The organism is Isachenkonia alkalipeptolytica, from assembly GCF_009910325.1.
GTDB classification, from domain to species: Bacteria; Bacillota; Clostridia; order Peptostreptococcales; family T1SED10-28; genus Isachenkonia; species Isachenkonia alkalipeptolytica.
The window spans coordinates 23,287-50,029 of record NZ_SUMG01000011.1 but is presented as its reverse complement, the minus strand read 5'-3'; the positions used below and the strand labels follow the sequence as shown (position 1 = coordinate 50,029).

General features: G+C 38.3%; 24 protein-coding genes. 18 read left to right on the top strand and 6 right to left on the bottom strand.

The features are described from left to right. Positions 1–12: 12 nt before the first annotated feature. The 13 genes from ISALK_RS09705 (at position 13) to ISALK_RS09645 (ending at position 12,243) form a co-directional block, all read left to right on the top strand. Positions 13–1,413 (top strand): oxaloacetate decarboxylase subunit alpha, encoded by a 1,401-nt coding sequence (locus ISALK_RS09705; protein WP_160721714.1) that lies wholly within the window; start codon positions 13–15, stop codon positions 1,411–1,413. A gap of 279 nt (positions 1,414–1,692) precedes the next feature. After that, positions 1,693–1,905: a 4Fe-4S binding protein gene (locus ISALK_RS09700; RefSeq protein ID WP_160721712.1), complete on the top strand. Its 213-nt coding sequence runs from the start codon at positions 1,693–1,695 to the stop codon at positions 1,903–1,905. Further along, entirely contained in the window at positions 1,895–3,031 is a 1,137-nt protein-coding gene (locus ISALK_RS09695) for a 2-oxoacid:acceptor oxidoreductase subunit alpha (protein WP_160721710.1), read from the top strand. Before ISALK_RS09700 ends, ISALK_RS09695 begins: the two co-directional genes overlap by 11 nt. Next, entirely contained in the window at positions 3,032–3,859 is an 828-nt protein-coding gene (locus tag ISALK_RS09690) for a 2-oxoacid:ferredoxin oxidoreductase subunit beta (protein ID WP_160721708.1), read from the top strand. A gap of 1 nt (position 3,860) precedes the next feature. Next, positions 3,861–4,406 carry a 2-oxoacid:acceptor oxidoreductase family protein gene (locus ISALK_RS09685; RefSeq protein ID WP_160721706.1) on the top strand — a complete coding sequence of 182 codons (546 nt, stop codon included), beginning with the start codon at positions 3,861–3,863 and terminating at the stop codon, positions 4,404–4,406. 57 nt (positions 4,407–4,463) lie between these two features. Beyond that, positions 4,464–5,336, top strand: a complete 873-nt coding sequence (locus tag ISALK_RS09680; protein WP_160721704.1) for a MurR/RpiR family transcriptional regulator — start codon at positions 4,464–4,466, stop codon at positions 5,334–5,336. Between the two features lie 151 nt (positions 5,337–5,487). Continuing rightward, complete coding sequence (gene cmk, locus ISALK_RS09675) at positions 5,488–6,159, top strand: (d)CMP kinase (protein ID WP_160721702.1); 672 nt, start codon at positions 5,488–5,490, stop codon at positions 6,157–6,159. Between the two features lie 34 nt (positions 6,160–6,193). After that, positions 6,194–7,048: a 4-hydroxy-3-methylbut-2-enyl diphosphate reductase gene (locus ISALK_RS09670; RefSeq protein WP_160721700.1), complete on the top strand. Its 855-nt coding sequence runs from the start codon at positions 6,194–6,196 to the stop codon at positions 7,046–7,048. A gap of 13 nt (positions 7,049–7,061) precedes the next feature. Beyond that, complete coding sequence (rpsA, locus tag ISALK_RS09665; RefSeq protein ID WP_236660343.1) at positions 7,062–8,309, top strand: 30S ribosomal protein S1; 1,248 nt, start codon at positions 7,062–7,064, stop codon at positions 8,307–8,309. A 49-nt stretch (positions 8,310–8,358) separates the two neighbouring features. Continuing rightward, positions 8,359–9,135: a CheR family methyltransferase gene (locus ISALK_RS09660; RefSeq protein WP_160721698.1), complete on the top strand. Its 777-nt coding sequence runs from the start codon at positions 8,359–8,361 to the stop codon at positions 9,133–9,135. A 50-nt stretch (positions 9,136–9,185) separates the two neighbouring features. Next, positions 9,186–10,232, top strand: coding sequence for a M42 family metallopeptidase (locus ISALK_RS09655; RefSeq protein ID WP_160721696.1), 1,047 nt, complete (start codon positions 9,186–9,188; stop codon positions 10,230–10,232). Further along, entirely contained in the window at positions 10,223–11,242 is a 1,020-nt protein-coding gene (locus ISALK_RS09650) for a M42 family metallopeptidase (RefSeq protein ID WP_160721694.1), read from the top strand. Before ISALK_RS09655 ends, ISALK_RS09650 begins: the two co-directional genes overlap by 10 nt. Further along, positions 11,242–12,243: a M42 family metallopeptidase gene (locus ISALK_RS09645; protein ID WP_160721692.1), complete on the top strand. Its 1,002-nt coding sequence runs from the start codon at positions 11,242–11,244 to the stop codon at positions 12,241–12,243. The genes ISALK_RS09650 and ISALK_RS09645 overlap by 1 nt, the downstream gene beginning before the upstream one ends. Positions 12,244–12,404: 161 nt before the next feature. Here ISALK_RS09645 and ISALK_RS09640 read toward each other — a convergent pair whose 3' ends face one another. Further along, positions 12,405–13,601: a pyridoxal phosphate-dependent aminotransferase gene (locus ISALK_RS09640; RefSeq protein WP_160721690.1), complete on the bottom strand. Its 1,197-nt coding sequence runs from the start codon at positions 13,599–13,601 to the stop codon at positions 12,405–12,407. 313 nt (positions 13,602–13,914) lie between these two features. On the opposite strand from ISALK_RS09640, the gene miaB reads away from it, so the two are divergent. From miaB to ISALK_RS09615, 5 genes are read left to right on the top strand one after another with little or no spacing between them, the layout of a single operon-like run. After that, entirely contained in the window at positions 13,915–15,294 is a 1,380-nt protein-coding gene (gene miaB / locus ISALK_RS09635) for a tRNA (N6-isopentenyl adenosine(37)-C2)-methylthiotransferase MiaB (protein WP_503466088.1), read from the top strand. Between the two features lie 52 nt (positions 15,295–15,346). Then, complete coding sequence (gene mutS / locus ISALK_RS09630; RefSeq protein ID WP_160721686.1) at positions 15,347–18,082, top strand: DNA mismatch repair protein MutS; 2,736 nt, start codon at positions 15,347–15,349, stop codon at positions 18,080–18,082. After that, positions 18,054–19,973 (top strand): DNA mismatch repair endonuclease MutL, encoded by a 1,920-nt coding sequence (gene mutL / locus ISALK_RS09625; RefSeq protein WP_160721684.1) that lies wholly within the window; start codon positions 18,054–18,056, stop codon positions 19,971–19,973. Before mutS ends, mutL begins: the two co-directional genes overlap by 29 nt. 16 nt (positions 19,974–19,989) lie before the next feature. Next, positions 19,990–20,940: a tRNA (adenosine(37)-N6)-dimethylallyltransferase MiaA gene (gene miaA / locus ISALK_RS09620; protein ID WP_160721682.1), complete on the top strand. Its 951-nt coding sequence runs from the start codon at positions 19,990–19,992 to the stop codon at positions 20,938–20,940. Further along, on the top strand, positions 20,933–22,210 hold the full coding sequence (locus ISALK_RS09615) for a methionine gamma-lyase family protein (protein WP_160721680.1): 1,278 nt from the start codon (positions 20,933–20,935) through the stop codon (positions 22,208–22,210). The genes miaA and ISALK_RS09615 overlap by 8 nt, the downstream gene beginning before the upstream one ends. Positions 22,211–22,308: 98 nt before the next feature. Here ISALK_RS09615 and lexA read toward each other — a convergent pair whose 3' ends face one another. From lexA to ISALK_RS09590, 5 genes are all read right to left on the bottom strand, one after another. Continuing rightward, a complete protein-coding gene (gene lexA, locus ISALK_RS09610; protein WP_160721678.1) occupies positions 22,309–22,938 on the bottom strand; it encodes a transcriptional repressor LexA in 630 nt (209 codons plus the stop codon). A gap of 168 nt (positions 22,939–23,106) precedes the next feature. Beyond that, positions 23,107–24,249: a tyrosine-type recombinase/integrase gene (locus ISALK_RS09605; RefSeq protein WP_160721676.1), complete on the bottom strand. Its 1,143-nt coding sequence runs from the start codon at positions 24,247–24,249 to the stop codon at positions 23,107–23,109. Between the two features lie 565 nt (positions 24,250–24,814). Further along, on the bottom strand, positions 24,815–25,963 hold the full coding sequence (locus ISALK_RS09600) for an NAD(P)/FAD-dependent oxidoreductase (RefSeq protein WP_160721674.1): 1,149 nt from the start codon (positions 25,961–25,963) through the stop codon (positions 24,815–24,817). Beyond that, positions 25,953–26,249, bottom strand: coding sequence for a (2Fe-2S)-binding protein (locus ISALK_RS09595; protein WP_160721672.1), 297 nt, complete (start codon positions 26,247–26,249; stop codon positions 25,953–25,955). The genes ISALK_RS09600 and ISALK_RS09595 overlap by 11 nt, the downstream gene beginning before the upstream one ends. Beyond that, on the bottom strand, positions 26,249–26,740 hold the full coding sequence (locus ISALK_RS09590; RefSeq protein WP_160721670.1) for a 4Fe-4S binding protein: 492 nt from the start codon (positions 26,738–26,740) through the stop codon (positions 26,249–26,251). The genes ISALK_RS09595 and ISALK_RS09590 overlap by 1 nt, the downstream gene beginning before the upstream one ends. Between the last annotated feature and the right edge of the window lie 3 nt (positions 26,741–26,743).

Sequence of the window (26,743 nt, the reverse complement as noted above, 5' to 3'; positions counted from 1 at the left end):
GGAGGATTATGCATGTCAAAAAAAGTTAAGTTTACGGAAACTGTTTTACGGGATGCCCATCAATCTCTATTAGCTACAAGAATGAGAACCGAGGATATGATTCCAATTTTAGAGTCCTTGGATAAGGTAGGATATCATTCTCTAGAAATGTGGGGAGGAGCTACCTTTGATTCCAGTTTAAGATACCTTGATGAAGACCCCTGGGATCGTTTGAGAAAAATCAGGAAAAACGTGAAAAATACCAAGCTTCAGATGTTGCTCCGGGGGCAAAATATTTTAGGGTATAAACATTATTCCGATGATGTTGTGGAGGAATTTGTTAAAAGAGCGATTTACAACGGTATTGATATAATAAGAAATTTCGACGCTTTAAATGATACCAGAAACCTAATAACTGCCCTGGAAACCACAAAAAAAGAAGGGGGACATGCACAGAGCTGTATTTCCTATACCCTTAGTCCCGTCCATAATATCGAGTATTATGTGAAAAAAGCCAAGCAACTAGAAGATATGGGGTCCGACTCCATTTGCATAAAAGACATGTCGGGAATCTTAACTCCCTACGTAGCCTATGACTTAGTCAAAGCTATGAAGGAAACGATCAAGATCCCGGTTCAGATGCATACGCATTACAGTAGTGGGATTGCTTCTATGACTTATTTAAAGGCAATTGAAGCCGGCGCCGATGTTGTAGACACCGCGATCTCTCCCTTAGCCCTGGGTACTTCCCAGCCTCCTACAGAACCTATGGTTGCAGCTCTACAAGGGACAGATTATGATTCCGGGTTAAACTTAAAACAACTTAGCGATGTGGCGGATTATTTCAAACCCTTAAGAGATCGATATTTAAAAGAAGGGCTCATTGACCCCAAGGTTCTGGGAGTAGATGCAAATACCTTGATATATCAAATTCCCGGAGGAATGTTATCCAACTTAATTTCCCAATTGAAAGCCCAGAAAAAAGAGGATCAACTGGATGCTGTATTAAAAGAAGTTCCAAAAGTACGAGAGGACCTCGGCTATCCTCCATTGGTTACTCCCATGAGTCAAATCGTAGGCACCCAATCGGTATTTAACGTAATTACCGGTGAACGATACAAGATGGTACCGAAGGAAGTTCGGGATTATGTGAGTGGGCTCTATGGGCAACCACCTAAACCTATGAATCCTGAAGTTATTCAAAAGATCATTGGAGACAAAGAAGTGATCACTTGTCGCCCGGCAGATAATCTCAAACCACAACTCGAAATTATTCGAGAGGAAATGAAAGAATACATGGAACAGGATGAAGATGTTTTATCCTATGCCTTATTTCCCCAGGTAGCCCTTCCTTTTTTTAAAAAACGATGGACAGAGAAGTATAAAATTGAAGGAAGTCTTTATAACGAAGAAGATAAAACCCATCCAATTTAATATCTTTGAATAACAAAGAAGCAAGAATCCAAAAACATTTGGATTCTTGCTTCTTTTAAAATTGCAAGTTTAAATATAATCGTTGCATCGGATTGATAAATAAAATGCAAAGACCGGATAAAGTAAAAACAAGACAATGTTAATTGCAAATATTGAAACCATACTTGCATAAATTCAGATTTTTCACTTGCTTTTGAAATACTTCTTGCATGTGCGCGGAAACTTTGCTATTCTAGTACTTGAGAGTAAGGATTAAACTTCAGAAGGGAGCTGAGTTTCTTGTCGAATAAGAAAAATGTTATACTGAAAACAAATCAAGCCTGGTGTAAAGGTTGTGGAATTTGCGTCGCTTTTTGCCCGGTAAAAATACTTGAGCTAAAAAAAGAGAAGATCCACGTAACAGACAAAGAAAAATGTATAAAATGCGGACTCTGTGAGTTGCGCTGTCCTGATTTTGCAATCTATTTAGAGGAGGGAAAACATGGTGAATAAAAATTTAAAGTTAATGCAAGGAAATGAAGCCTGTGTTGAGGGTGCACTTGCTGCTGGAATGAAGTTTTTTGCAGGTTATCCCATTACCCCTTCAACAGAAATTGCAGAAATATCTGCTCAACGATTGCCTCGAGTGGGGGGGAAATTCATACAGATGGAGGACGAAATTGCAGGAATGGCTGCTACTATAGGCGGTTCATTAGCTGGTTTGAAGTCTATGACTGCCACTAGTGGACCAGGATTTTCCTTAAAACAAGAAAACATTGGTTACGCTATGTTGACGGAGATCCCTTGTGTTGTTGTGGATGTGCAAAGAGGCGGTCCAAGCACGGGACTTCCCACAGCCCCTTCACAAAGCGATGTCATGCAAGCGAAATGGGGAACCCATGGGGACCACCCCGTCATAGCTCTAAGTCCAAGTTCAATCAGAGAAACTTATGACCTGACGATTCAAGCCTTCAATCTAGCAGAAAAGTATCGAACACCGGTATTTTTGATGTTGGATGAAGTTATTGGACATATGCGTGAAAAAATTGAAATTCCAGACCCTTCAGATATAGAAATTTTTAATCGGATAACCCCGGATGAGAGTGAGAAAAGCGATTATAAAGCCTATGATAATAGTTTAGAAGTTCCGAAAATGGCCGCCTTCGGTGAGGGATTTAAGTTCCATGTAACAGGACTTATGCATGATGAATTTGGTTTCCCTAAAAATGATCCTACGGTAACGGAAATTCTTATGAGTCGAATTATGGGCAAAATTGAGAACAACCTTGAAGATATACTTCTTTATGATGAGTACTATACAGAGGATATGGACTTATTAATTCTATCCTATGGGGGAACCTTTAGAAGCGTTATGAGCGCAGTACGAGAAGCTCAAAGAAGCGGTAAAAAGGTAGGGGTATTCAAAGCAAAAACCCTGTGGCCATTCCCAGAAAAAAGAGTCAAAGAGTTAAGTAAAAAAGTTGACAACATCATCGTTGCGGAAATGAATTTAGGTCAGTATTATTATGAAGTCGATCGTATTGCAAGAAATAACTGTGAAGTTTCTTTACTTGGCAAAGCAAATGGTGAGCCGATCACTCCTACAGAAGTTTTAAAAAAAATTAAGGAGGTTCTGTAAATGGCAGTAGCAAGCAAATTACTTGAGAATAATTTTCGAATGAATCGATTACCCCATATTTGGTGTCCCGGATGTGGTCATGGAATTATTATGCGTGGCATTGCAGAGGCGATCGAAAACCTAGGTTATGATAAGCAAAAAGTATGTATTATTTCAGGAATTGGATGTTCTTCCAGAGCCCCCGGCTACATGGATTTTAACACATTACACACCACCCACGGTCGAGCATTAGCTTTTGCTACCGGTGTTAAATTAGCCAATCCGGATTTAAAAGTCATCGTAGTCAGCGGAGACGGAGATGCCACAGCTATTGGTGGAAATCACTTAATTCATGCGGCGAGACGAAACATAGATATTACTACCATCGTTTTTAATAACAATATTTATGGGATGACCGGAGGACAATATTCACCAACTACGCCTCACAATGATTTGGGGACCACAGCTCCCTATGGGAACGTAGATAATGTATTTGATATATGTCGCTTAGCAGAAGGTGCTGGGGCAACTTATGTGGCTCGTGGGACCGTGTATCATGCAAAGCAACTAGAAAAAAACATTGAGAGCGCACTTGAAAATAAGGGATTTTCTTTGGTTGAGGGCGTCAGTATCTGTCCTACTTATTACGGCCGAAAAAACCGCAAAGGAGACGCCGCGGAAATGATGATCAACCTTAAAGAAACAACGTTAGATAAAAAAGTTGCTGCTAAGTTGCCCGCAGAAAAAAAGGAAGGCAAGTTGATTATCGGTGAATTTGTAAATAAGGCACAACCAGAATTTTGTGAAGAATATCATAAAATAGTAGATAAATTTACTAAGGGGGATTAAAATGACGAAACGTACAGAAATCCGATTGACAGGATCCGGAGGTCAAGGATTGATCCTTGGTGGAATTATTTTAGCAGAAGCTGCTTTATTAGATGATTTAAATGCAATTCAGTCTCAGTCCTATGGTCCTGAAGCAAGGGGCGGCGCCAGTAAAGCTGAAGTCATCATCAGTGATGAAGAAATATATTATCCCAAAATTCAAAATGCCGATGTGTTATTGTGTTTGACCAGAGAGTCCTATTGTAAATATATCCCGGACCTTAAAGATGACGGCATCCTAATCATCGACTCCGATGTGAATTTTGATAATATTGAAACCAGCTATAAAATCATTCAAATCCCTGTTATTGAAACAGCTACCCATGAAGTAGGTAAAATCATGGTCGCCAATATCGTAGCCCTAGGGGTTATTCAAGAAGCAACCCAAGTGGTAAGCAAGAAAAGCCTTGAAGAGGCGGTGCTAAAGAGAGTACCACCGGGCACACAGGATTTAAACCGTCTAGCTTTGCAAGAAGGATATAAGTTAGTTTCCAGCCAATCTAAGTAATTTTATGATATAATTATTATGAAATAAAAATCTATAAATGGCGGGATGGAAAATAATATGGTAGATAAAAAAAAAGATTTGATCAATCAAATTAAAAGAGAATTTTCTCAACTAAGCAAAGGACAAAAATTGATCGCGGAATACATTATTAGCAATTATGACAAAGCAGCTTTTATGACAGCTTCTAAAATTGGCCAAACCGTAGGGGTTAGTGAATCAACTGTAGTGCGTTTTGCTAATACTTTAGGTTTTGAAGGCTACCCTCAACTACAAAGAGCCTTACAGGAGATCATAAAAACTAAACTCACAACGGTGCAAAGAGTTGAGATGGGTACGCAGTATACCAATGAAGGCGATATTATTCGAAAAGTTTTGCGTTCAGATATGGATAATATCAACTATACTTTAGAAAATATCGATTATGATGTCTTTCAAAAAGTGATTAATGAAATATTTTTGGCGGATAAAATTTATATTGTAGGTCTTCGAAGTTCCACTGCCCTAGCCGAGTACTTTGGATTTTACTTAAATATGATTTTAGACAACGTTCGAATTGTCGGCTACGGGGTCAGCGATATTTTTGAGCAGACCCTAAGGGTGACAGAAAATGACTTAGTCATTGGAATAAGCTTTCCTCGGTACTCGAATCGAACCATCGAAGCCTTAAGATACATCAAAGAACAAAATGTAAAAATTATTGGAATTACTGATACTGTCCAATCACCGTTAAATGAGATTTGTAATTACACTTTGACCGCAAAGAGTAATATGGCTTCATTTGTAGACTCCCTTGTAGCACCATTAAGTTTAATCAATGCTATTATTGTTGCTGTCGGTATGCGAGAAAAAGATGAGATCACAGAGTACTTTAATAAACTGGAAAACATCTGGGAAAGATACAACATTTATAACAACAAGCGGGGAGAATAAATTGATTTTACAAAGAACTTGGAAATGAGTAAATTTCTAGGTTCTTTTTTTTATAAAAATACTGAATAACTTGTTAGTATCAACAATTTAATGTATAATTTATATTGGATAGAAAAAATATTGATATAGCATCAGGATCAAGGAGGCATCTATGAACAGTATATCCGTAGCAATCGATGGTCCGGCAGGTGCGGGCAAAAGTACGGTAGCTAAAGAAGTAGCAAAAAGAATGGATCTGCTATACATTGATACAGGGGCAATGTATCGTGCGGTAACTTTTCTAGTCATGAACGAAGGGATAGATCCCAACCAGGAACAGGAGATTATTCGTATTGCTAATAACACATCTTTTAATTTTTCTAAAGATGGCAGTCAAATTTTTGTAAATGGAGAAAACCGAACAAAGGAAATACGTAGTCCAAAAGTCAGCGAGAACGTATCCTTAGTTTCAAAAATAGGAGCCCTAAGGGAAGTTCTTGTGAAAGCTCAACGGAAATTAGCTGAAAATCACAATGTAATAATGGATGGAAGAGATATCGGAACCCATGTCTTGCCAGAGGCAGATTTAAAAGTGTTCTTAACCGCTTCTGTAGACGAGCGTGCAAGAAGAAGGTTCGAAGAACTTTTGGAAACGGATGAAGAAACTTCAATCTCTTTCGAGGAAGTCAAAGAGAACATCCTTTTAAGAGACAACATCGACTCTACTCGAGAACAGGCACCCTTGATTAAAGCACAGGATGCCCATGAAATTGACACAACCAAATTATCTACAACAGAAGTTATTGAAGAAGTTATAAGTTTAATCAGAAAAGTCCAAGCCTAGGTTGGATGCTGATTGATGTATATAGGAGGTAGATATGCTGATTAAAGTTGCGAGGAACTCTGGTTTTTGCTTTGGTGTTGAAAAAGCCGTAAACAAGGCCTTCGATGCTACACAAAAGAATCAGGAAAATATATATTCCCTTGGTCCGATTATTCACAATAAGCAGGTCATCGGAAAACTTTCGGAAACTGGACTGGATGTTGTTAATACCATTGAAGAAATTCAAAGAGGTACTATAATCATACGATCTCATGGAGTGGGTAAGAATATTTACGAGCAGGCGAAAACAAAAGCTCTAGAGATCATTGATACCACCTGTCCCTTTGTTCGAAGGATACAGAATATCGTTAAGGATTACTATCATAAGGGGTATAAAATTGCGGTCATCGGAGATCCTAAACATCCTGAAGTCATTGGTATAAACGGATGGTGCGATAATCAAGCTTTAATTGTTCAAAATGAATCGGATCTTCCGAAGGACATGGATCACTTTCAAAAGCTATGCATTGTTGTCCAAACCACAATGCCAATTTCCCGCTTTGAAACCTTAAGTGAACAACTCAGCCAGCGGGCAGAACATGTGGAGAAATTTGACACTACTTGTTTTGCAACCAAGGAAAGGCAAGAATCTGCTAAAGAATTGGCTCTTGAGGTGGATGCGATGGTAGTAATCGGGGGGTATAATAGCTCGAATACACAAAAGCTTGTAGAAATTTGTAAAGGAATTCGTCCCAATAGCACTTTTCATATTGAAACCGCCGCAGCCCTAAGTCCTGAAGATTTTCATGGATTTAAATCTGTGGGCATCACCGCGGGAGCTTCGACACCGGAATGGATTATTCAAGATGTTATCAAATACTTAAACAATTTAAATAAATTTAATAATTAGGAGGTTTTTTACATTGAACAACTCAAATGAAAACAATGGAACTAATGAAAACATGGAAAACTTTATGGAAGAGATTGAAAAGTCAATGAACAAATTTTACCCCGGGGATATTGTTACCGGAACTGTTATGGATATTAATGAAACGGAAGTTGTATTAAACTTAGGTTATAAATCCGATGGCATTATTCCCAAGGAAGAGTTATCCAATGATGCATCCGTAAGTCCAAAAGACTTTCTGGAAATAGGTGAGACCGTTGAAGTTTACATTATTAAACTGGATGACGGCGAAGGTAACGTTTTAGTATCCAAAAAGCGAGTAGACGCTGAAAAAGGTTGGGAAGTCTTAGAAGAAGCTTACCAAAATGAAAAGACTGTAGAAGTAGAGGTTCAAAGTGAAGTTAAAGGTGGACTTATCGGTTATAGTAGCGGGATCCGTTGCTTCATACCTGCAAGTCATATTTCCGATCGATACACGAAGGACCTTTCTCAATTTGTAGGAAACACTTATGATGCTCAGATTATTGATTTTGATAAAAGAAGAAATAAAGCGGTGCTTTCAAGGAAAAACTTACTATTAGCCGAAAGAAACAAACAAAAAGAAGCCTTAATGGAGGAATTGGAAGTAGGTAAGACCTTCAAAGGAAAAGTCACCCAAATTAAAGATTTCGGAGTCTTTGTAGACTTAGGAGGAATGGACGGCTTGCTCCATATTTCAGAAATGTCTTGGGGAAAAATCGACAATCCTTCAGAGCTGTATTCTGTAGGGGATGAGGTAGAGGTCCAGGTTATAGCTGTTGACAAAGAAAGGGAACGAATCTCTTTAAGTAAAAAACATTTGACGGAGAATCCTTGGGCTGATATTGATACGAAATACAGCAAAGGGGATGTCGTAGAAGGAAAAGTTGTAAAACTGTTAGACTTTGGTGTTTTTGTTGAGCTTGAACCCGGAGTTGACGGTCTGGTTCATGTTTCGGAAATCAGTAATCAACATGTGAAAAAGCCTTCTGATGTACTTAGTGTTGGAGATAATATCACTGTGGAGGTTTTAAGTGTAGACAAGGAAAATAAACGGATCAGCCTAAGCATGAAAGCATTAATCGAAGATGAAAAAGAAACAGAAAAAGAAACAGAAGAAGAAAGCAAAAAAGAAAAATCTCAAGACCAAGAACCGAAAGAGTACAGTGTGAATGATGAACAGGTTACCTTAGGTGACATTTTCAAACACAGTAGTGAAAACAGTGAAGAAAACGAAGAGTCGTAACGACTCTTTGTTTTTTAACCGAACAAAATTCAGAAGTGGAGAGAGCGAATTGAGTACTTATGATAACTTTAAATCTAAAATATATCAGCTAACCGGTATAAATTTATCCAGCTATAAAGAACGCCAAATGAAGCGACGAATAGAATCTTTAATGAAAAGAAATGAGTTTACTTCTTTTGATGAGTATTATCGTGGTCTGGAAAGGAACAAAGAACGCTATGAAGAGTTTATAAATTATTTAACTATTAACGTTTCCGAGTTCTACCGAAATCCTTCTCAATGGGAGGTTTTAGAAAAAGAGGTTATTCCTTCCCTGCTAAAAAAAAGTACAAACTTAAAAATTTGGAGTGCAGCTTGTTCCACTGGGGAAGAGCCTTATTCCCTTGTAATGTTGTTGAGTAAATTTATGCCTTTAAATAAAATCAATATTATAGCTACCGACATCGACAAAATGGCTATTGAAAGAGCAAAAACCGGATTGTACTCAAAGAAAAGTTTGACCAACTTACCTCCAAAATTTGTACAGGATTTTTTCACACCTCGGGGAGAGGATTATCAAATTAAAGATGCCGTGAAATCGAGGGTATCCTTTAAATCAATGAACCTTTTGGAAGATACTTATCCCTCTGGTTGTGACCTTATTATATGCAGAAATGTGATGATCTATTTTACCGAGGAGACGAAAAGTGCAATGTACCATAAGTTTCATAATGCCTTAAAACCCCACGGCGTTTTATTTGTAGGAGGTACTGAACAGATTATTTTGCCGAATCGCTACAATTTAGCCCCAGTAAAAACATTTTTCTATAAGAAAGTTTCTATTTAGATGCTTGTTATTAAAACAAATCAACTAATATATAATAAAGGTGGTTGCTTATGGATGGAAAACAATTTCTTCAATATTTAAGTCAAACTTCCGGTGTCTCGGGACATGAGGAAGAACTAACGGCATTGGTGGACCGTTTTTTTAAACCTTATGCTGATTCGATTACAACCGATACCCTAGGAAATATTATTGTGTTGAAAAAAGGACGGAAGTCAACAGGGAAAATAATGTTTGCAGCCCACTTAGATGAGATTGGTTTGATGGTTAAAAAAATCGATGAGAAAGGGTATCTACATATGACCAGCATCGGCGGTTTTGATCAAAGAGTTCTTCCTTGCCAGGAAGTAACCGTACACGGAAAGGAAGAACTCTTCGGAGTCATCGGAATGCTCCCCCCCCATATCACCGGCGGCAAACAAGAGGACTCTGTTAAGATGGAAGACCTTTTAATCGATGTGGGTTATTCTAAACAAGAGCTTAAGGATTTAGTCTCCATTGGTGACATTGTTACCGTTAATCGATCTATTCAAAACCTAAAAAATAATCAAATCGCCGGAAAGGCTTTGGACGACCGTGCCGGAGTCGTGGCTTTGTATGAAGGGATCAAGCTTTTGCAGGATCAAATTCACGATATGGATGTATACTTTGTCCTGACGGTACAGGAAGAGGTTGGTACAAGAGGGGCTGTAACCTCTACCTATGGCATCAACCCCGATGTTGGACTTGCCGTAGATGTAGGTTTTGGACGAACCCCGGAATTGAATGCCCATGATACCCTGGAACTTTCAAAGGGACCTGGAATACTCATCGGTGCAAATGCTCATCCAAATGTTTTTAAAAGCCTGAAGGACACAGCGAAAAAAAATCATATTGACTATCAAATTGAAGTGGCTCCAGGACCTACCGGCACTGACGCCTGGCCCATGCAAATCAGTGGCTCCGGTGTGGCGACCGGTGTGCTTTCCATTCCTCTTAGGTATATGCATACTTCCGTAGAGACCATAAACTGGCAAGACGTCGAAACCACTGGACAGTTATTGTCTCATTTCGTAATGTACTTTAATTCTAAGGAAATGGAGGACTTCTTATGCTACTAAAGGATCTTTGTGAATTAAAAGGTGTCGCTGGCAACGAAAAAGTAGTTCGGGATTATATCAAAAAAAATATGGAAGATGCAGGTAAAAAGCCTACTATTGACCGTATGGGCAATCTGATAGTGAAAAACGGAGTCAAGTCCGATATTCATCTTGGAGTTACCGCCCACATGGATGAAGTAGGTTTAATGGTAAAAGGTATCGATGACAGCGGTTTAATCCGCTTCACCAATGTCGGTGGACTGGATCCTAGGATATTGGTCTCCAAGGTTGTTGAAATCGGGGATGAAAATATTCCCGGCGTGATTGGTGCAAAACCAATACATATGCAAAAACCAGCAGAGCGCAAGAAAGCTTTTTCTGTAGACCAGTTATATATTGATATCGGAGCAAACTCAAAAAAAGAAACGGAACAATCCGTATCCCTAGGGGATTATATTAACTTTACCAGCCCATACCAACCTTTTGGAAATCATAAAGTGAAGGCTAAGGCTCTGGATAACCGGGTAGGATGTTTTATGGTTATGGAACTGATAAAAATGGATTTACCCATAGAAATCACCGGTATCTTTACCGTACAAGAAGAACTAGGCCTTAGAGGATCACAAGTTGCCGCAAATAACCTGGACGCGGATTTAGTTTTAGTATTAGAAGGGACCACTTGCGGAGATTTAACGGATGTGGAAGAACATCTCCAAACCACGGAGCTTGGTAAAGGGCCGGCCATTTCTTTAATGGATCGCACTTCTATCTATCAGCGCAAACTGGTTGACAAGCTAACCGCCATAGCCGATGAAAATCAGATTCTATGGCAATATCGCAGAAATTCCTTCGGCGGAAATGATGCCGGGAGGTTCCAACATAGTAAAGAGGGGACCCCTTGTTTGTCAGTAGCTACTCCCTGTCGCTATATTCATTCTCCCGTTTCTGTAATGGATGAAAGGGATTTTGAGGGGATGAAAAAATTATTAACATTATTTATCAAAGAACTTTCTAAAGGAGGCTTATTATAATGGAAAAGTTAAATGTAACAACCCTTGACACCTTACTCTCCACTTACGGCCCATCCGGTAATGAAGAAGCGGTACGGGAGTTGATTAAATCAGAGATCAAAGATTATGTTGATGAACTACATGTAGATGCATTAGGAAATTTAATTGCTCGAAAAAAAGGACAAGGAAAAAAGATCATGTTGGCTGGACACATGGATCAAATAGGGCTGATGGTCACATATATTGACAAAGAAGGTTTCATGCGCTTTACAAATGTAGGGGGTATTTCTCCGACGATCTCCCTATCCCAAAGGGTCGTTTTTGAAAATGGTACCATTGGCGTTATTGGTAGTGAGCATCTGGAAAGCTTGAAGGATTTAAAGCTTGATAAAATGTATATTGATATCGGTGCGAACTCCAAGCAAGAAGCAGAAGAACTCGTGAACATCGGAGATGTTTGTGGATACTTTGAACCACCGGTTATCGATGACCAAAAGGTGATATCCCCCAGTCTGGATGATCGTATTGGATGCTACATCATGATGGAGACAATTAAAAACTTAAAGGACTCCGTAAATGATCTGTTCTTTGTATTTACAGTTCAGGAAGAACTTGGCTTGCGGGGAGCAAAGACCGCCGCTTATCGAGTAGAGCCAGACATCGGTATTGCTTATGATGTCACCATGACCGGAGATACTCCTAAAGCTCGGACCATGGCACTGAAGATGGGAGAGGGCTTTGCTATAAAAGCAAAGGACAACTCTATGATCAGTCATCCCGGCTTAAAAAACTATTTAATTGAGGAAGCCAAAAAGCAAGAAGTGGATTATCAAATAGAAGTCTTGGAATTTGGTGGGACGGATTCCGGTGCTATTCATTTATCTAAAGAAGGTGTGCCTTCCAGTGTGCTTTCTATTCCAACAAGATACATTCACAGTACCTGTGAAATGGTTTCTGTTAAGGATGTTCTTGGAGCCATTAACTACAGTACGAAACTCTTATCTACAGATTTTAATTTTTAATCCAGAGACCCTATGAAACTAAAGACAGAGAATAGAGGAAAAAACTAATAATTAAACAAATAATTATATGAAATATAAAAATAACGCTTTCACCCTATTCATACTGGGTAAAAGCGTTATTTTAAATTTATTTTCGTAATTGAAAAATATCCAAACTTGTATTAAACGGTTTTACCAGGGTAATGCTCTAATCCAGCTTTAAGAACTTCCATTGCTCTTTTTAAATCGTCTTCCTTAAGTACATAAGCAATTCTTGCCTCATCTTTACCAAGACCTGGAGTGGAGTAAAATCCTTCTGCCGGTGCCAACATTACCGTATCTCCATCTAGTTCAAACTCTTGTAGTAACCAAGTTACAAATTTTTCTGCATCATCCACAGGGAGCTTTGCATTAACATAAAAAGCACCGGTAGGGCTTTTGCAGAAAACCCCTGGCATATTATTTAGAGCCTCCATCATTATATTTCTTCTACGGTCATACTCTTTGTTAACATTTTTAAAATAAGATTGATCAGTTTTATATAGAGCTGTAGCTCCGACTTGTTCTAAAGTAGCCACGCAAAGTCGTCCTTGGGCAAGTTTTAAAATTTGTGCAATCAGTTCTTTGTTTTTTGATGCCACAGAACCGATCCGTGCACCACAAGCACTATATCGTTTAGAAACACTATCCACAATAATTACTCGATCTTGAATATCTTTCATGTTTCCAAAGCTGGTAAATTCTAGACCATCATAGACGAACTCTCTATATACCTCATCGGCAATAATGAACAGGTTATACTCTTTAGCTAAGCTCGATAACATTTCAACCTCTTCCTTAGTATAAACGACGCCAGTGGGATTTCCAGGATTGGAAAGCATAATAGCCTTGGTCTTTGGCTTAATAAGTTCTTCAATAGTTTCACGGTTCGGTAGATGAAAACCATCTTCCGCACTGGTTGTAATCGGTGAAACCTTTACATCTACCGCAGAGGTGAAACCGTTATAATTTGTATAAAAAGGTTCAGGTACCAATACCTCATCACCGTGGTCCATTGTAGCTATTACTGAAAATAAAAGAGCTTCAGAACCACCATTGGTAATGATAATCTCATCTTTTTCATAATGCATGTCATATTTTTTATAGTAATCAATCATTGCTTCAATCAGTTCAGGTAATCCTTCCGAAAAACTATAAGCAATTACCTTTTGATCAAAATTTCGTATGGATTCCATAAAGGATTTTGGTGTTTCAATGTCCGGTTGTCCGATGTTTAAGTGGAAAACTTTTTTCCCTTCCGCCTTTGCTTTTGTGGCATATGGTACCAACTTACGAATCGGTGACTCTTGCATAGATGTAATTCTTGATGATAATTGCATGTTCATCCCTCCCAGTAATTTGTTAATTCATAAACCTCACAACTCTATCATAACATGATTATAATAAAAATCCTAGTATAATTAAGGTGGGATTTTATACAAGAGAAGGGATAATCGGTGGATGTCTTTCTTTAGCAAAAGGAGTATATTAACACTCCATTCAGGGTCATTTTACTCTTGTACGTAATAAAACCATTTATGATTTTCCAAGGGATTTATGTTATAATTGTTAGATGAAATTAACAATAGTACTAGATTCTAAGGAGGATTTTAATTGAAAAGAAACACAACAAAAGAACCATCCATTTCAAATATAAATGAAATTATCAACAGCCTGAAGGAAAACAACCGATTTCATGAGATTGAAACCGGTGAGGAAAGAAATTATTTAATTGAAACCTACGGTTGTCAAATGAATGAGCACGACTCGGAGAAGTTAGAAGGCTTTTTAACTCAAATGGGTTATGAGAAAACGAATTCCCGAGAAAGTGCAGATTTAATCATTTTTAACACTTGCTGCGTTAGAGAAAATGCAGAACTGAAGGTATATGGTAAGCTCGGAGCTTTAAAGCACTTAAAAAAAAGACACAAGGACTTAATCATTGCAGTATGCGGTTGTATGATGCAGCAGGAACATGTGGTAAAATACATCCAAAAAACCTATCCCCATGTGGATCTGATTTTCGGAACCCATAATCTTCATAACTTTCCCTCCTTGCTGGAAAAAACACTGAATAATAAAGAGGCGATCGTAGACGTTTGGGATCAAGAGGGAGAAGTCATTGAAGGCCTCCCGGTTAATCGGCGATATGGAATCAAGTCCTACGTTAATATTATGTATGGCTGCAACAATTTTTGTTCCTATTGTATCGTCCCCTATACCCGGGGAAGAGAGAGGAGTCGAAAAGTAAGTGATATTCTTGTGGAAATCAAAGACCTGATTTCTAAAGGAAGTAAGGAAGTAATGCTCCTTGGACAAAATGTCAATTCCTATGGTAAAACCTTAGAGAGGGAAGTGGACTTTTCGGATTTACTGGAAGAAGTTGTGAAAATCCAAGGGATTGAACGCATACGATTTATGACCTCTCATCCTAAGGATTTATCAGATAAGTTGATTGATACCATGGCAAAGCATTCTAAAATATGTAATCACATACATCTACCCCTTCAGGCCGGTAGTAATAAAGTATTAAAAGAGATGAATCGTAAGTATACCCAGGAAGACTATTTAACTATTGTTCAAAAAGTTCGGAAGAAGATCCCTGGAATTGCCATAACCACTGATATTATCATCGGTTTTCCCAATGAATCCCCCGAAGACTTTCAAGAGACCTTAAAGGTTGCAAAATTTGCTGAGTTTGATTCCGCGTTTACTTTTCTCTACTCCATTCGTGAAGGTACCCCGGCGGCATCCAAGGAGTGGCAAGTACCGGAGGAAATAAAAAAAGAACGCTTCCAGGCCTTGAAAAATCTTATTGACAGCACGGCTTATCAAAATAACCAAAGATATTTAAACCGGAAAGTTTCGGTTCTTGTTGAGGGAACTAGTAAAAAGAACGATAAGGTTTTAACCGGACGTACAGAAACAAGTAAAACAGTAAATTTCCCAGGAGATCAAACCCTAATCGGAGAGATTTTAACCGTGAAAATCACCGCGGCGAAAACCTATTCTTTCGATGGAGTTATTATCTAATGACGATTTCAACAAAAATTTTCAACTGTACCGGTAAGGAGGTCTTTCTATTTTGAAAAAACTTACACCCATGATGAAACAATACCTCGACTTAAAAGAACAATACCCCGATTCTCTTCTGTTTTTTAGACTGGGGGATTTTTACGAATTGTTTTTTGAAGATGCAATAACCGCTGCAAGGGAATTAGAAATCACACTAACCGCAAGGGATTGTGGTCAAGAGGAAAAAGCCGCTATGTGCGGTGTTCCTTATCATTCTGTAAGTAACTACCTGGACCGCCTAGTGGAAAAAGGATACAAGATCGCCATTTGCGAACAAATGGAAGATCCTTCCGAGGCGAAAGGGATTGTGAAACGGGATGTTGTCAGAGTAATTACCCCGGGCACTTTAATCGATACGAACCTGCTGGAAGAAAAGGAAAACAATTATTTATTAGCTTTATATAGTAATCAGGAAGGTTTTGGGCTTTCCTATACAGATATCTCCACCGGAGAATTTTATACCACCCATTATCCCGGAAAGGATAATATTACTCTACAGTCCATTAAAGATGAACTCGGAAAAATTGCTCCTAAAGAGATTATCTACTCCTTTTATGGAAAAGAAAGCTATGGGAAAAATCTTCTAGAATATATGAGGACTTTAAACATCCACGCCGAAACCATTGATGAATGGAACCTTGATCTCAATGGCGTTGAAAAGAGATTAAAGACCCACTTTCAAGTTGAAAACATCGAAAGTCTGGGGCTGATTGACAATCCCCTCGAAACCATGGCTTCGGGAATTTTAATCGATTATCTGCAACGTACACAAAAGAGAAGCCTAAAGCATATCAACCATATTGACTTTTATGGACACCGGGATACCATGCTCTTAGATGCCAATACCAGAAGAAATCTAGAACTGACTCATTCGATGCAGCATAAAGGAAAGAAGGGTAGCCTTCTCTGGGTTCTAGATAAAACCGTTACGGCTATGGGCGGTCGAATGCTTCGTAAATGGATAGAAGAACCTCTGATAGATCACAAAACTATCACTAAGCGGCTAAATACCGTGGATTATTTTAAGGAAGCCTTACTTTCCCGAGAAGAACTGGTAGAAGCCTTAAAACATATTTATGATTTAGAACGTTTAACCTCTAAAATCGGATATGACAGCGCAAATCCCCGGGATTTAATTTCACTGAAAAACTCCATCACTTATCTTCCTGTAATTAAAGAAATTTTAATCCAAAGTCAAGACCAGCTTTTATTAGAACTTTTGGAAGATCTGGACCTATTGGAAAATATCAAAGAGTTGATAGAAAGCAGCATTTTGGAAGAGCCATCCGTCGGTCTTAAAGATGGAAAGATTATTAAAGCAAGTTATGATCCCCAGGTTAAAGAGCTTCGAGAACTGGCTAGTGATGGACATCACTGGATGACTCGGCTGGAAGAACAGGAGAAACAGCGAACAGGTATCAAATCCTTAAAAGTTAAATATAATAAAATATTTGGCTATTTTATAGATGTAACCCGCTCAAACTTGGATTTAGTGCCAGAGGATTACATCAGAAAACAAACCCTAGCCAACAGCGAACGCTACATTACTCCGGAGCTAAAGGAAATGGAGTCCAAAATTCTAGGAGCTGAGGAAAAGATTATTGCCCTGGAACATCAGTTGTTTTTACAAGTTCGAGAACAAATCAAGAAACATACCCATAGAATACAAAAAACAGCAAAAGTAGTTGCGGGTATCGACGTTCTAAACGCTTTCGCTCAGGTGGCCTACGAAAATGACTACCACAAACCTGAAATCTCAGTGGGGGATAAGATTCATATCGCAGAAGGACGCCATCCCGTTGTGGAAAAAATGCTGGTGGAGGAGAATTTCATCCCTAACGATACCTTTCTTAACAATAAGGATGAGGCGATCTCCATCATCACCGGGCCGAATATGGCAGGAAAATCCACTTACATGCGACAAGTTGCATTGATTTCTTTAATGACTCAAATCGGCAGTTTCGTTCCTGCAAAAAATGCATCCATCAGTATTGTCGATCGGATTTTCACCCGGGTGGGGGCAAGTGACGACCTTTCCCAGGGGAAAAGTACTTTTATGGTGGAAATGACGGAGATGGCCCACATTTTAAATAATGCCACAGAAAAGAGTCTGTTAATTCTTGATGAAATTGGCCGTGGCACCAGTACCTTCGATGGACTCAGTATCGCTTGGGCAATTGTAGAGGAAATCAGCAAAAATCTTAAAGCGAAAACCTTGTTTTCCACTCATTACCATGAGCTTACAGCCTTAGGAAGCAACTTAACTAATGTCCAAAACTATCAATTCACCGTAAAGGAAGAAGGCGATGATATTATCTTTCTTCGAAAGGTGCTAAAAGGGAATGCAGATAAAAGCTACGGTATACAAGTGGCAAAACTTGCCGGACTCCCGGTAAAGGTAATCAATAATGCCAACGGTATTTTGCATTCCTTAGAGAATAATAAAAAGAAACCTAAAGTCCTAGAAGACCAGGTTCAAATTTCAAAGGAAAAAGTACAGGATGGACTGAGCATAAGGGAACAAAGGGAAGAGACCCACCAGGTTGCTAAAGGTCGCAATCCGGAACAGAAACAACTGGATTTTCATGCCTATTATGAACGACAGTTAATTGATGAGGTAAAATCCGTAAATTTAGTGGAGACCACGCCCTTAGATGCTCTAAATTACTTATACAACTTGCAAAGTCAATTAAAAAATATGACTGAGGAGAATCAACATGGCAAGAAAAGTAAAAATGCTCGATGAAATAACCATCAACCAAATAGCGGCAGGAGAGGTTATTCAGGGGCCTTATTCGGTAATTAAGGAACTGGTAGAAAACGCCATAGATGCCCATGCAACAAAAATTTTTGTGGAAATTAAAAATGGCGGCAAATCCTATATTCGTATTACTGACAACGGTATGGGAATTGATCCGGAGGATATTGAAATGGTCTTTGAACGACACAGCACTTCGAAGATTAATGAAATTGAGGACCTTGATTCATTAAACACCCTGGGATTTCGAGGGGAAGCTTTAGCCAGTATTGCCTCAGTATCTCAAATCGAGGTGACTTCCAAAACAAAAGGGAAGGATACTGGTATCTCCCTAGAATTATCCGGCGGTGAAATCCTTTCGAAAAAAGAAGTCAGTGCTACCCAAGGAACAACAATCATTATCAGGAATTTGTTTTTCAACACTCCAGCCCGACGAAAATTCATGAAAAGTGTGAAGGCGGAAACCACAAAAATTAACGAAGTCATAACGCGGTTGGCCATCAGCAAATCTGATATTTCCTTTCGTTATGTTAACAATAACAATCTTATGTTTACCACTCCCGGGGATAATAATCTTTCCAAAGTATTATTATCCATTTTTCCAAAGGATTTATATCAAAATATGATTTATTTACCTCCTACTGAAGAAATACCCTATAAAATTTCAGGCTTTATCAGTCAACCCATGTATGGCCGAGGAAACCGTAACCTTGAAATCTTTTTTGTAAACAATCGCCTGGTAAAAAGCCAAAGTCTTTCTAAAGCATTGGAGAAAGCTTATGAAAATAAGCTTATGATTCATCGGTTCCCCATATGTGTTTTAAATATTGAAGTTCCTCCTGGAGAAATCGATGTCAACATTCACCCCTCAAAAACAGAGGTCAAATTCTATGAGGAAAAAAAGGTTGAAAATTTTTTAATGGACCGGATAACCGAAGTCCTTACCAAAGGAACTAAAATTGTGCATCCCAATATACAACAAGCACATAGCGATAATGAGCGTAGACCAATAGTTTCTCCTCAAAGGGAAAATGTTGACATTTCTAATAAGCACCAACCCAACATGGGTCTTTCTTCAAAAGTGGATTTACCCAACGACCAAGGAGGGACTGTTTATACAAGAGAACCTACCGGAAAAGATTTAAAACCGAGAACACCAATTACCTATAAAAACTCCTCTACATCCAGCAGCAGTTTAGAAGGGAGACTTAATAATAAACTGCAACAGGATCAAAAGCAAAACGAAGAAGAAGTTCAAGAGTCTATACTAGCTGTAAAGGAAGATCATTTACCCTTTAGCATTGATCCGACTCAGGGTTTTCATATTCTCGGACAGGTTTTTCAGTCCTATATTTTATTTGAGTCTCAAAAAACCCTTTTCTTAGTGGACCAGCATGCTGCCCATGAAAGAATTCTGTTTGACCAACTATATGAAGATGCAAAAGAAAAGCGTATTATTCGACAGCGTTTATTAAAGCCGGAATCTATCCGTCTTAGTCCCGAGGATTATTCACTTTTTGAGGATCATCATAAAACATTTGAAGAAGCCGGATTTACTATAGAAAGCTTTGGTAAAGATACTTTAATTATCCGTGAAGTTCCCTTAGCTCTAGGGCGACCCAAAGACAGTTCTTTTATTATAGATATTATCGATGCTATTCGTGAAAGAAAATCGACAGAGGATGAAAAAACTTTAGTCATTCAAAAAGCCTGTAAAAATGCAATCAAAGCAAATAGAAAGTTTTCTCAAGTTGAGATTCAAGAACTTTTGTATAAATTACAAAAAACAACGCCACCTTTACATTGTCCCCATGGCAGACCGATCTTACTGAAGCTTGAGGAGAGAGAGTTAGCAAAATTTTTCAAACGAATAACTTAGTCAGGAGTGAAATTCCTTGAAGAAACATGTGATATTCATTGTAGGCCCAACTGCTGTTGGAAAAACAAGCTTAACCATTGAATTAGCTAAAGCCTTGGATGGAGAAGTAATATATGCAGATTCCATGCAAATCTATAAAGAAATGAATATTGGAACTGCAAAACCGAGTAAACAGGAACAAGAGGGGATCCCCCATTATATGATAGATGAAATCTTTCCCGATGAGGATTTTTCTGTTGCAGACTTTGAGGTCCGAGCAAAACAACATATTCAAGAGATTTTAAGCCGCGGGAAAACTCCCATTGTCAGTGGTGGTACTGGGCTTTATGTTAATGCCCTGCTTTACGATATGGATTTTGGTAAGTCCGTTTCTAATCCATCTTTTCGAAATACCCTGAAAGAAGAAAGTGAGCTCTACGGTAAAGACTATATTTATCAAAAATTGCAAAAAGTTGATCCTAAAGCGGCAGAAAAGATTCATCCCAATAACTTAGTGAAAGTCATCAGGGCTCTGGAAATCAACTACGAAACCGGAGAAAATCTCGGAGATTTTAAAGAAGATTTACAATTAACGTCAGAGTTTCAGCCGATTCTAATTGGTCTTAACCGAAAACGGAAAAACTTATATGAGCGGATTAACCTTCGGGTGGATATAATGATAGAAGAAGGCTTGGTAAAAGAAGTGAAGAGGCTCTTGGAAAAAGGATATTCAAAAGAGCTAAAAGCTTTTAAAGGTTTGGGCTATAAAGAAATTATACGTTACCTGAACGGAGAAAATACATTACACGACGCTATTCGGATTTTAAAAAAGAATACAAGGCGCTATGCTAAGCGTCAAATCACATGGTTTAAAAGATATGACTTCATCAAGTGGTTTTTAGTTGACCGTTATGAAAAGGAAGAGGTCCTTCTTAATGAGGTTCTTGGTTATATTGAAAAGAAAAATAAGGAGGGTATTTATGACTAGGATCGAAGGGTTGTTATTATCAGAGTATAAGATTTCTCAAGAAACCTTCCATCTTGGAGAAGCCGTAGAGAAAAATCTTAAACAAAGCTTTGATCAAATTGAAAAAATTAAGGAGTACAACTTCTATAAAGTATTGTTAGCTATGAAAAAAGTAGGACTCAGTGATCAACATTTTAACTGGACTACGGGCTATGGATACAGTGATTTAGGAAGAGAAAAAATTGATGCCTTGTATGCCGAAGTATTTAAGACAGAGGATGCCATTGTTCGCTCTAGTTTTGCAAATGGTACCCATGTGTTGGGTCTATGTCTAAAGAGTCTGTTAAAGCAAGGAGATGGCCTTGTATCCGTTACAGGTAAACCCTATGATACCCTGGATGAAATAATCGGTTTAAAGGGGGATTATCAAAAGAGTTTAATGAATCAAGGCATCGATTATCAGGAAATCTCATTTCTACAAGATGGGTCCCTGGATTTTAAAGAAATTGAAAAAACCCTTGAAGAGAATCCTAATATCAAAATGATCTATGTGCAACGATCTACAGGATATCATTTCCGACAAGCACTAACGATTGAGAATATAAAAAAAGTGGTTACGCTCGTGAAGTCTATTAATCCTTCAGTTATCTGTATGGTGGATAATTGTTACGGTGAGTTTTTAGAGCGAAGGGAGCCTACGGAAGTAGGGGTGGATCTGTTAGCCGGTTCCCTCATCAAAAATCCTGGAGGCGGCATTGCCTTATCCGGTGGCTATATTGCAGGAAAAGAGACCTTAATCAAACTGATAGCCCAGGAACACACAATGCCTGGAATTGAACGGGAATGCGGCTTAACCTTTGGACAATCCCGTTCCCTGTTTCAAGGACTGTTTCTAGCCCCTAATACTGTATCACAAGCAATTAAATCCGCAGTTTTTTGTGGGGCCTTATTTCAAAAAGCCGGTTACGAGGTTAAGCCCGATCCATTACAGGAACGCAGTGATATCATTCAATCGATCCGTTTAGGATCTAGAGAAAAAGTACTAGCCTTTTGTGAAGCTATTCAAGAGGTTGCTCCTGTGGATGCCTTTGTAAAGCCTGAACCATGGGATATGCCGGGCTACAGTCACAAAATCATCATGGCGGCGGGAACCTTTATTCAAGGTTCTTCGATTGAGCTTAGTGCCGATGCACCAATTAAAGAACCGTACATCGTCTACTTCCAAGGAGGCTTAGACTATGCTCACGGGAAAATCGGAGCTTTAAAAGCTTTAGAAAACCTTAAAAAATAAAAACTTCCCCTTATAATTCCTTAGTAAATGTCAAAGAATTATAAGGGGAAGTTTTACCATCAGTTCATGTTTTTACTGTAGTATCTTTTGTTCATTGGCTAAACAGTTTTTCGATAAACTCCAACAACAAGGCCTAAAATAGTGGCTTCTGAGGTATAAATCGGATCCATGTTTTTATTCTCCGGTTGTAGGCGAATTTGGTCTTGCTCTTTGTAAAATCGTTTAACCGTGGCTTCTTCTTCAATCAATGCCACAACAATATCACCATTATTTGCTGTGCTTTGCTGGCTGACCACAATAAAATCACCATCAAAAATCCCTGCATCTACCATGCTGTCCCCTTTGATTTTTAAAATGAAAATTTCATGGTTCTTAGAGTCTACAAAATCCACTGGCAAAGGGAAGGTATCTTCAATGTTCTCAACCGCTAAAATAGGTTCTCCCGCAGTAACCTTGCCGATCACCGGAACATTGATGATTTCTTTTTGAAGCTTAAAATCTAAATTTGAATCTGAATGAAGAATTTCAATGGCTCTGGGTTTTGTAGGATCTTTGCGTATGTATCCTTTTTTTTCAAGTTTGGCCAAATGAGCATGGACGGTAGAGGTGGATTTCAACTCCACCGCATGACAAATTTCTCGAACTGAAGGGGGATACCCTTTATTTTGAAGTTGGTATTTAAGGTAGTTTAAAATTTTGATTTGGCTTGAATTCAAATCTTCATACATAGTATTTGCTCCTTTTATTGTATTTTACACTATTATATCATAAATCAAAACACCATTCAAACATTAGTTCTGCTAATATTTCACTAAGTTTATCATAACTTTCATTAGAAACTTATACCTATAATCTAATCCTAATAATCTAACCCTAACATTAAATCTGTTCGAACTTTAATCACTTTCATCGGACTCCTCTGTCCATTCAAAATTTGAAATAATTTCTTTTTTAACATTTTTCCGATGGGCAGCATATAACTGGGTCGTCGTAATATTATCATGATCCAACAAGTTTTGAACATCATATACAGAAAACCCTCTGGCGATTAACGTTGTTGCCGCTGTGGCACGGAGCTTATGGGGGCTATAGCCTTTTTTTACATCGGTTTTTAAGACTAAAGCGGTATATTTTTTGATTAGATTACGGATACTTCTTACAGTCATCCGTTTTTTTTGAAGGGAAAGAAAAAGTGCATCGCTATGTTCTGGCTCTAACTCCATACTTTTGGGACGTTCCAACTGGATATACTCATCAATTACGGTTTTTGTCGTATGATTTAGGGGCATTTCAACTTCCTTACCCCGTTTACGGTAGATTTTAAATTCCATTCGTCTAAAGTTAAAGGAAGACAGGTTTAACTGTTGCAGTTCACTGATTCGCAGTCCATAAGTAATAAAAAGCATGATAATGGCTTTATCACGAAACTTTGTTTTCTCCCAAAAGGATTTTTCTTTTTTTGTGAATAAATGTCCTGTGTCCACTAACTGTAATAGTTCTTCAATTTCTTCAATTTCAAGACGTTTGATGGCATCCGGTTGTGGTTTCGGAAGTTTAATAGGGTTAAAACCATCGGTAATATTTTTTTCCATTAAACCTTCTCGGAATAAAAACTTGAATAAAACCGAAAGAGATGATTTTTTCCTTGATAGGGAACGATTTTGATTTTCCACGATTTTTTGAGATGATTCTTCATCAACAACATAGTGCGTACAGTAATCTCCAAGATACCGGTTAATGTCTTTGGCAGTAATGGCTTGAAGATCCGACAGAGGTATTTCCGAAACAAGGGAAGCATGGACAAGTTTTGTATGCTCTACAAGATAACGAAAGAAAAACAGTACATCCTCAAGATAAGCTTGCCGTGTGGTTAATGCTACAGAGCTTTTTAAGTATAGAAAAAAATCTTCCAGATATTCCGGTAATTGATTCTCTATGGATTTACAATGCTGAATAAATTTATGTTCTTGAAGTAAAAGATTTTGAGGTTTATTGGATTTGCCGTAAGTAAAGTTTTGATTGTTATTAGTAGAACTCATAAATGTACTCTCCTTTTTAATCCTATTTATCTATTCCCAAAATATACATTTAAGGAATAGTTATAATCAATATTATATACTACCTTTTGTCATCTGTCTACCCCTTTGGCTCATTATTTTACCCTGGTATTAATGGTTAGTCGAGTTTTAGCAATGTGTTAAAGCTATAGTTCTTGTCACTCCCCTAATATATGCGTCAGAATTTATGTTTTTCATGAAAAATTCAAAGGCGTTTAAAAAATCATAAGCGGATTTTAATATGATAATTATAAAAGCAAATTTATTTCATGTTAATATAATGAATTAATTCCGCTATTTATGATTTAGCATATAACTTATAACTTTCAACGGATATCATGAATCATTGCAAAAAAAATTATTAAGACCTTAAGATCAAGTTTATTCTTGACCTTAAAGCCTTAATTTGTAAAGGCTTAATATGTTGTGTCCAACTTACTATGAAAAAATGCAAAACCTAGAATACTTCAGTTTTTTTGGTCAATAAAATGGACTGAGCCGAAACATTCAGAAGTATTCAATAAGCTTTGAAAAAGTTTAGAGTCTACTATACCACCGAAGCCTCCCACATCAGCTCCCCTTTTTCAAATCGAGTAATATGAAGCTTATCTATAGGCAACGTGGTCTTTTCTCCAAGGATGAATTCTGCCATTAATAATCCGGTAGCGGGTCCGAACATAAAACCATGACCACTGAATCCGACGGCTAAAAAGAATCCCTTCATTCCTGGAACATCACCATAAATCGGTTGTTTGTCAGGACTGATATTGTACATCCCGGACCACTGTCTCAGTACCCTGGTTTTTTTTAAGTTCGGCAAAATACTTAAAGCGGTTTCAGTCATTTTTTCTAAAAAATCCCAACTACAAGTGTTTCTAAGGTCTCTAGGTTCATTTTCTCCTCCCCGACCCATAATAAATGCACCGTGGGGAACCTGTTGGCAATAAATATCTTTAGAAAAAGAAATGATCATAGGATCGAGTATCGGAGCTACCGGTTCTGTCACAAGAATTTGATGTCTTTCAGAGTACACAGGAAGCTCAATCCCTACCATATCTCCGATTACTTGTGCGTGACCTCCTGCGGCATTGACCACTTGATTGGTTTGGATATATCCTCTATTGGTTTCTACGCCGAAGATTTCTCCATTTTTATGATCAATCCCCTTAACCTCCGTATGAGTATAAATCTTTACTCCTAATCTTTCCGATGCCTTTGCAAAAGCTAAGGTGGTATGCCACGGATTAAGGTGCCCATCATCCTTGCAGAAAGTCGCACTGATGAAATCTTTAGTGTTAAGGATTGGAACAAGTTCTCTTGCATCCTCTAAAGAAATGTATCTCGAATCAATTCCAAGAGAGTTTTGCAGAGCAACGTTTTTTTTCGATTGAACATCCTCTTCCTCCGTTGCTGCTAAAATTAAATAACCCTTTTGTTTAAATTCAATATCATGATCGTATCCTAATTTTTCTTCGGCAGTTTCAAAAAACTCTCGAGATAGTTTTGCCACTTGACAGTTCATCTCCGTAGCCCACTGTTGACGGATGCCGGCTCCACAACGTCCGGTTGCTCCGCTGGAAATATACTCTTTTTCCAGCAACACGATGTTTTTCATTCCTTTTTTCGCTAAATTATAGGCAATGGCACAGCCGGATATTCCACCACCGATAATTACAATTTCTGCTTTAGAAACCATCCTCTCCCCCTCCTTCTATTTTGTTTTTCACAAACAAATTAAAACTTACGGATTTGGTCGGAGGTCGATAAGTGTCCGGTAAAAGATTTTCAATTGGTTGATTGGTAACAACGGATAATTCCCTAAGAATGAGCATCAAACAAGTTCTCCCTTGACAAGGCCCCATGCCCACCCTAGTAATTCTTTTGATCTCTTCGAAGGTATAGTATCCTTTAGCTATGGCATCGTGAATATCCTGCACGGTAATGTCCTCACAACGACATAGAATCACATCCTGATTTGTCATTATAAATCACCTACCCTGATGTTTCGTATCTCTTTAAATTGGCCTTTAGGAACCGCAATGGAAATCATAGGGGTTTTATCCAGGTGTTTAGTATTTTTAACCGATAAAACCTGGACTCTTTTAACTTCTTTTCCGTTCCGATTAAGCCCCATCACCCAATCTTCGGGTTTCGGCAGGGGTGAAAATTCAAAAGGAATCGTCATTTTTACATAATCTTTATGGTACCGATAATCAATTACCATAATAGCCAGACCGGGACAGCTGCTGATACATAAAGTACATCCGTTACATTCTTCATAATCAACCGTGGGAAGATCTATTATATTTTTAAAAGCTCTTATCCCTCCAGAGTGACAAGCGGTATAACAAGGGTTGCATGGAATGGTCTCGAAGCACTCCACCACCACTACCGGTCCTTTTTCTAATCGTTCTTTCGATGGGAAAACAGCATCTAATTCCTGTTCGGTGGGAACGCCTGTGGTTCTTAGCAACTT

What these genes read in the sequence shown, in the direction of transcription:
- ISALK_RS09670 (WP_160721700.1), top strand. Translation starts at nt 6,194, where the DNA reads ATGCTGATTAAAGTTGCGAGGAACTCTGGTTTTTGCTTTGGTGTTGAA.
- ISALK_RS09600 (WP_160721674.1), bottom strand. Translation starts at nt 25,963, where the DNA reads ATGGTTTCTAAAGCAGAAATTGTAATTATCGGTGGTGGAATATCCGGC.
- ISALK_RS09650 (WP_160721694.1), top strand. Translation starts at nt 10,223, where the DNA reads ATGCTACTAAAGGATCTTTGTGAATTAAAAGGTGTCGCTGGCAACGAA.
- ISALK_RS09655 (WP_160721696.1), top strand. Translation starts at nt 9,186, where the DNA reads ATGGATGGAAAACAATTTCTTCAATATTTAAGTCAAACTTCCGGTGTC.
- ISALK_RS09705 (WP_160721714.1), top strand. Translation starts at nt 13, where the DNA reads ATGTCAAAAAAAGTTAAGTTTACGGAAACTGTTTTACGGGATGCCCAT.
- cmk (WP_160721702.1), top strand. Translation starts at nt 5,488, where the DNA reads ATGAACAGTATATCCGTAGCAATCGATGGTCCGGCAGGTGCGGGCAAA.
- ISALK_RS09645 (WP_160721692.1), top strand. Translation starts at nt 11,242, where the DNA reads ATGGAAAAGTTAAATGTAACAACCCTTGACACCTTACTCTCCACTTAC.
- ISALK_RS09640 (WP_160721690.1), bottom strand. Translation starts at nt 13,601, where the DNA reads ATGCAATTATCATCAAGAATTACATCTATGCAAGAGTCACCGATTCGT.
- ISALK_RS09685 (WP_160721706.1), top strand. Translation starts at nt 3,861, where the DNA reads ATGACGAAACGTACAGAAATCCGATTGACAGGATCCGGAGGTCAAGGA.
- lexA (WP_160721678.1), bottom strand. Translation starts at nt 22,938, where the DNA reads ATGTATGAAGATTTGAATTCAAGCCAAATCAAAATTTTAAACTACCTT.
- ISALK_RS09615 (WP_160721680.1), top strand. Translation starts at nt 20,933, where the DNA reads ATGACTAGGATCGAAGGGTTGTTATTATCAGAGTATAAGATTTCTCAA.
- mutL (WP_160721684.1), top strand. Translation starts at nt 18,054, where the DNA reads ATGGCAAGAAAAGTAAAAATGCTCGATGAAATAACCATCAACCAAATA.
- ISALK_RS09605 (WP_160721676.1), bottom strand. Translation starts at nt 24,249, where the DNA reads ATGAGTTCTACTAATAACAATCAAAACTTTACTTACGGCAAATCCAAT.
- ISALK_RS09680 (WP_160721704.1), top strand. Translation starts at nt 4,464, where the DNA reads ATGGTAGATAAAAAAAAAGATTTGATCAATCAAATTAAAAGAGAATTT.
- ISALK_RS09690 (WP_160721708.1), top strand. Translation starts at nt 3,032, where the DNA reads ATGGCAGTAGCAAGCAAATTACTTGAGAATAATTTTCGAATGAATCGA.
- ISALK_RS09695 (WP_160721710.1), top strand. Translation starts at nt 1,895, where the DNA reads ATGGTGAATAAAAATTTAAAGTTAATGCAAGGAAATGAAGCCTGTGTT.
- ISALK_RS09595 (WP_160721672.1), bottom strand. Translation starts at nt 26,249, where the DNA reads ATGACAAATCAGGATGTGATTCTATGTCGTTGTGAGGACATTACCGTG.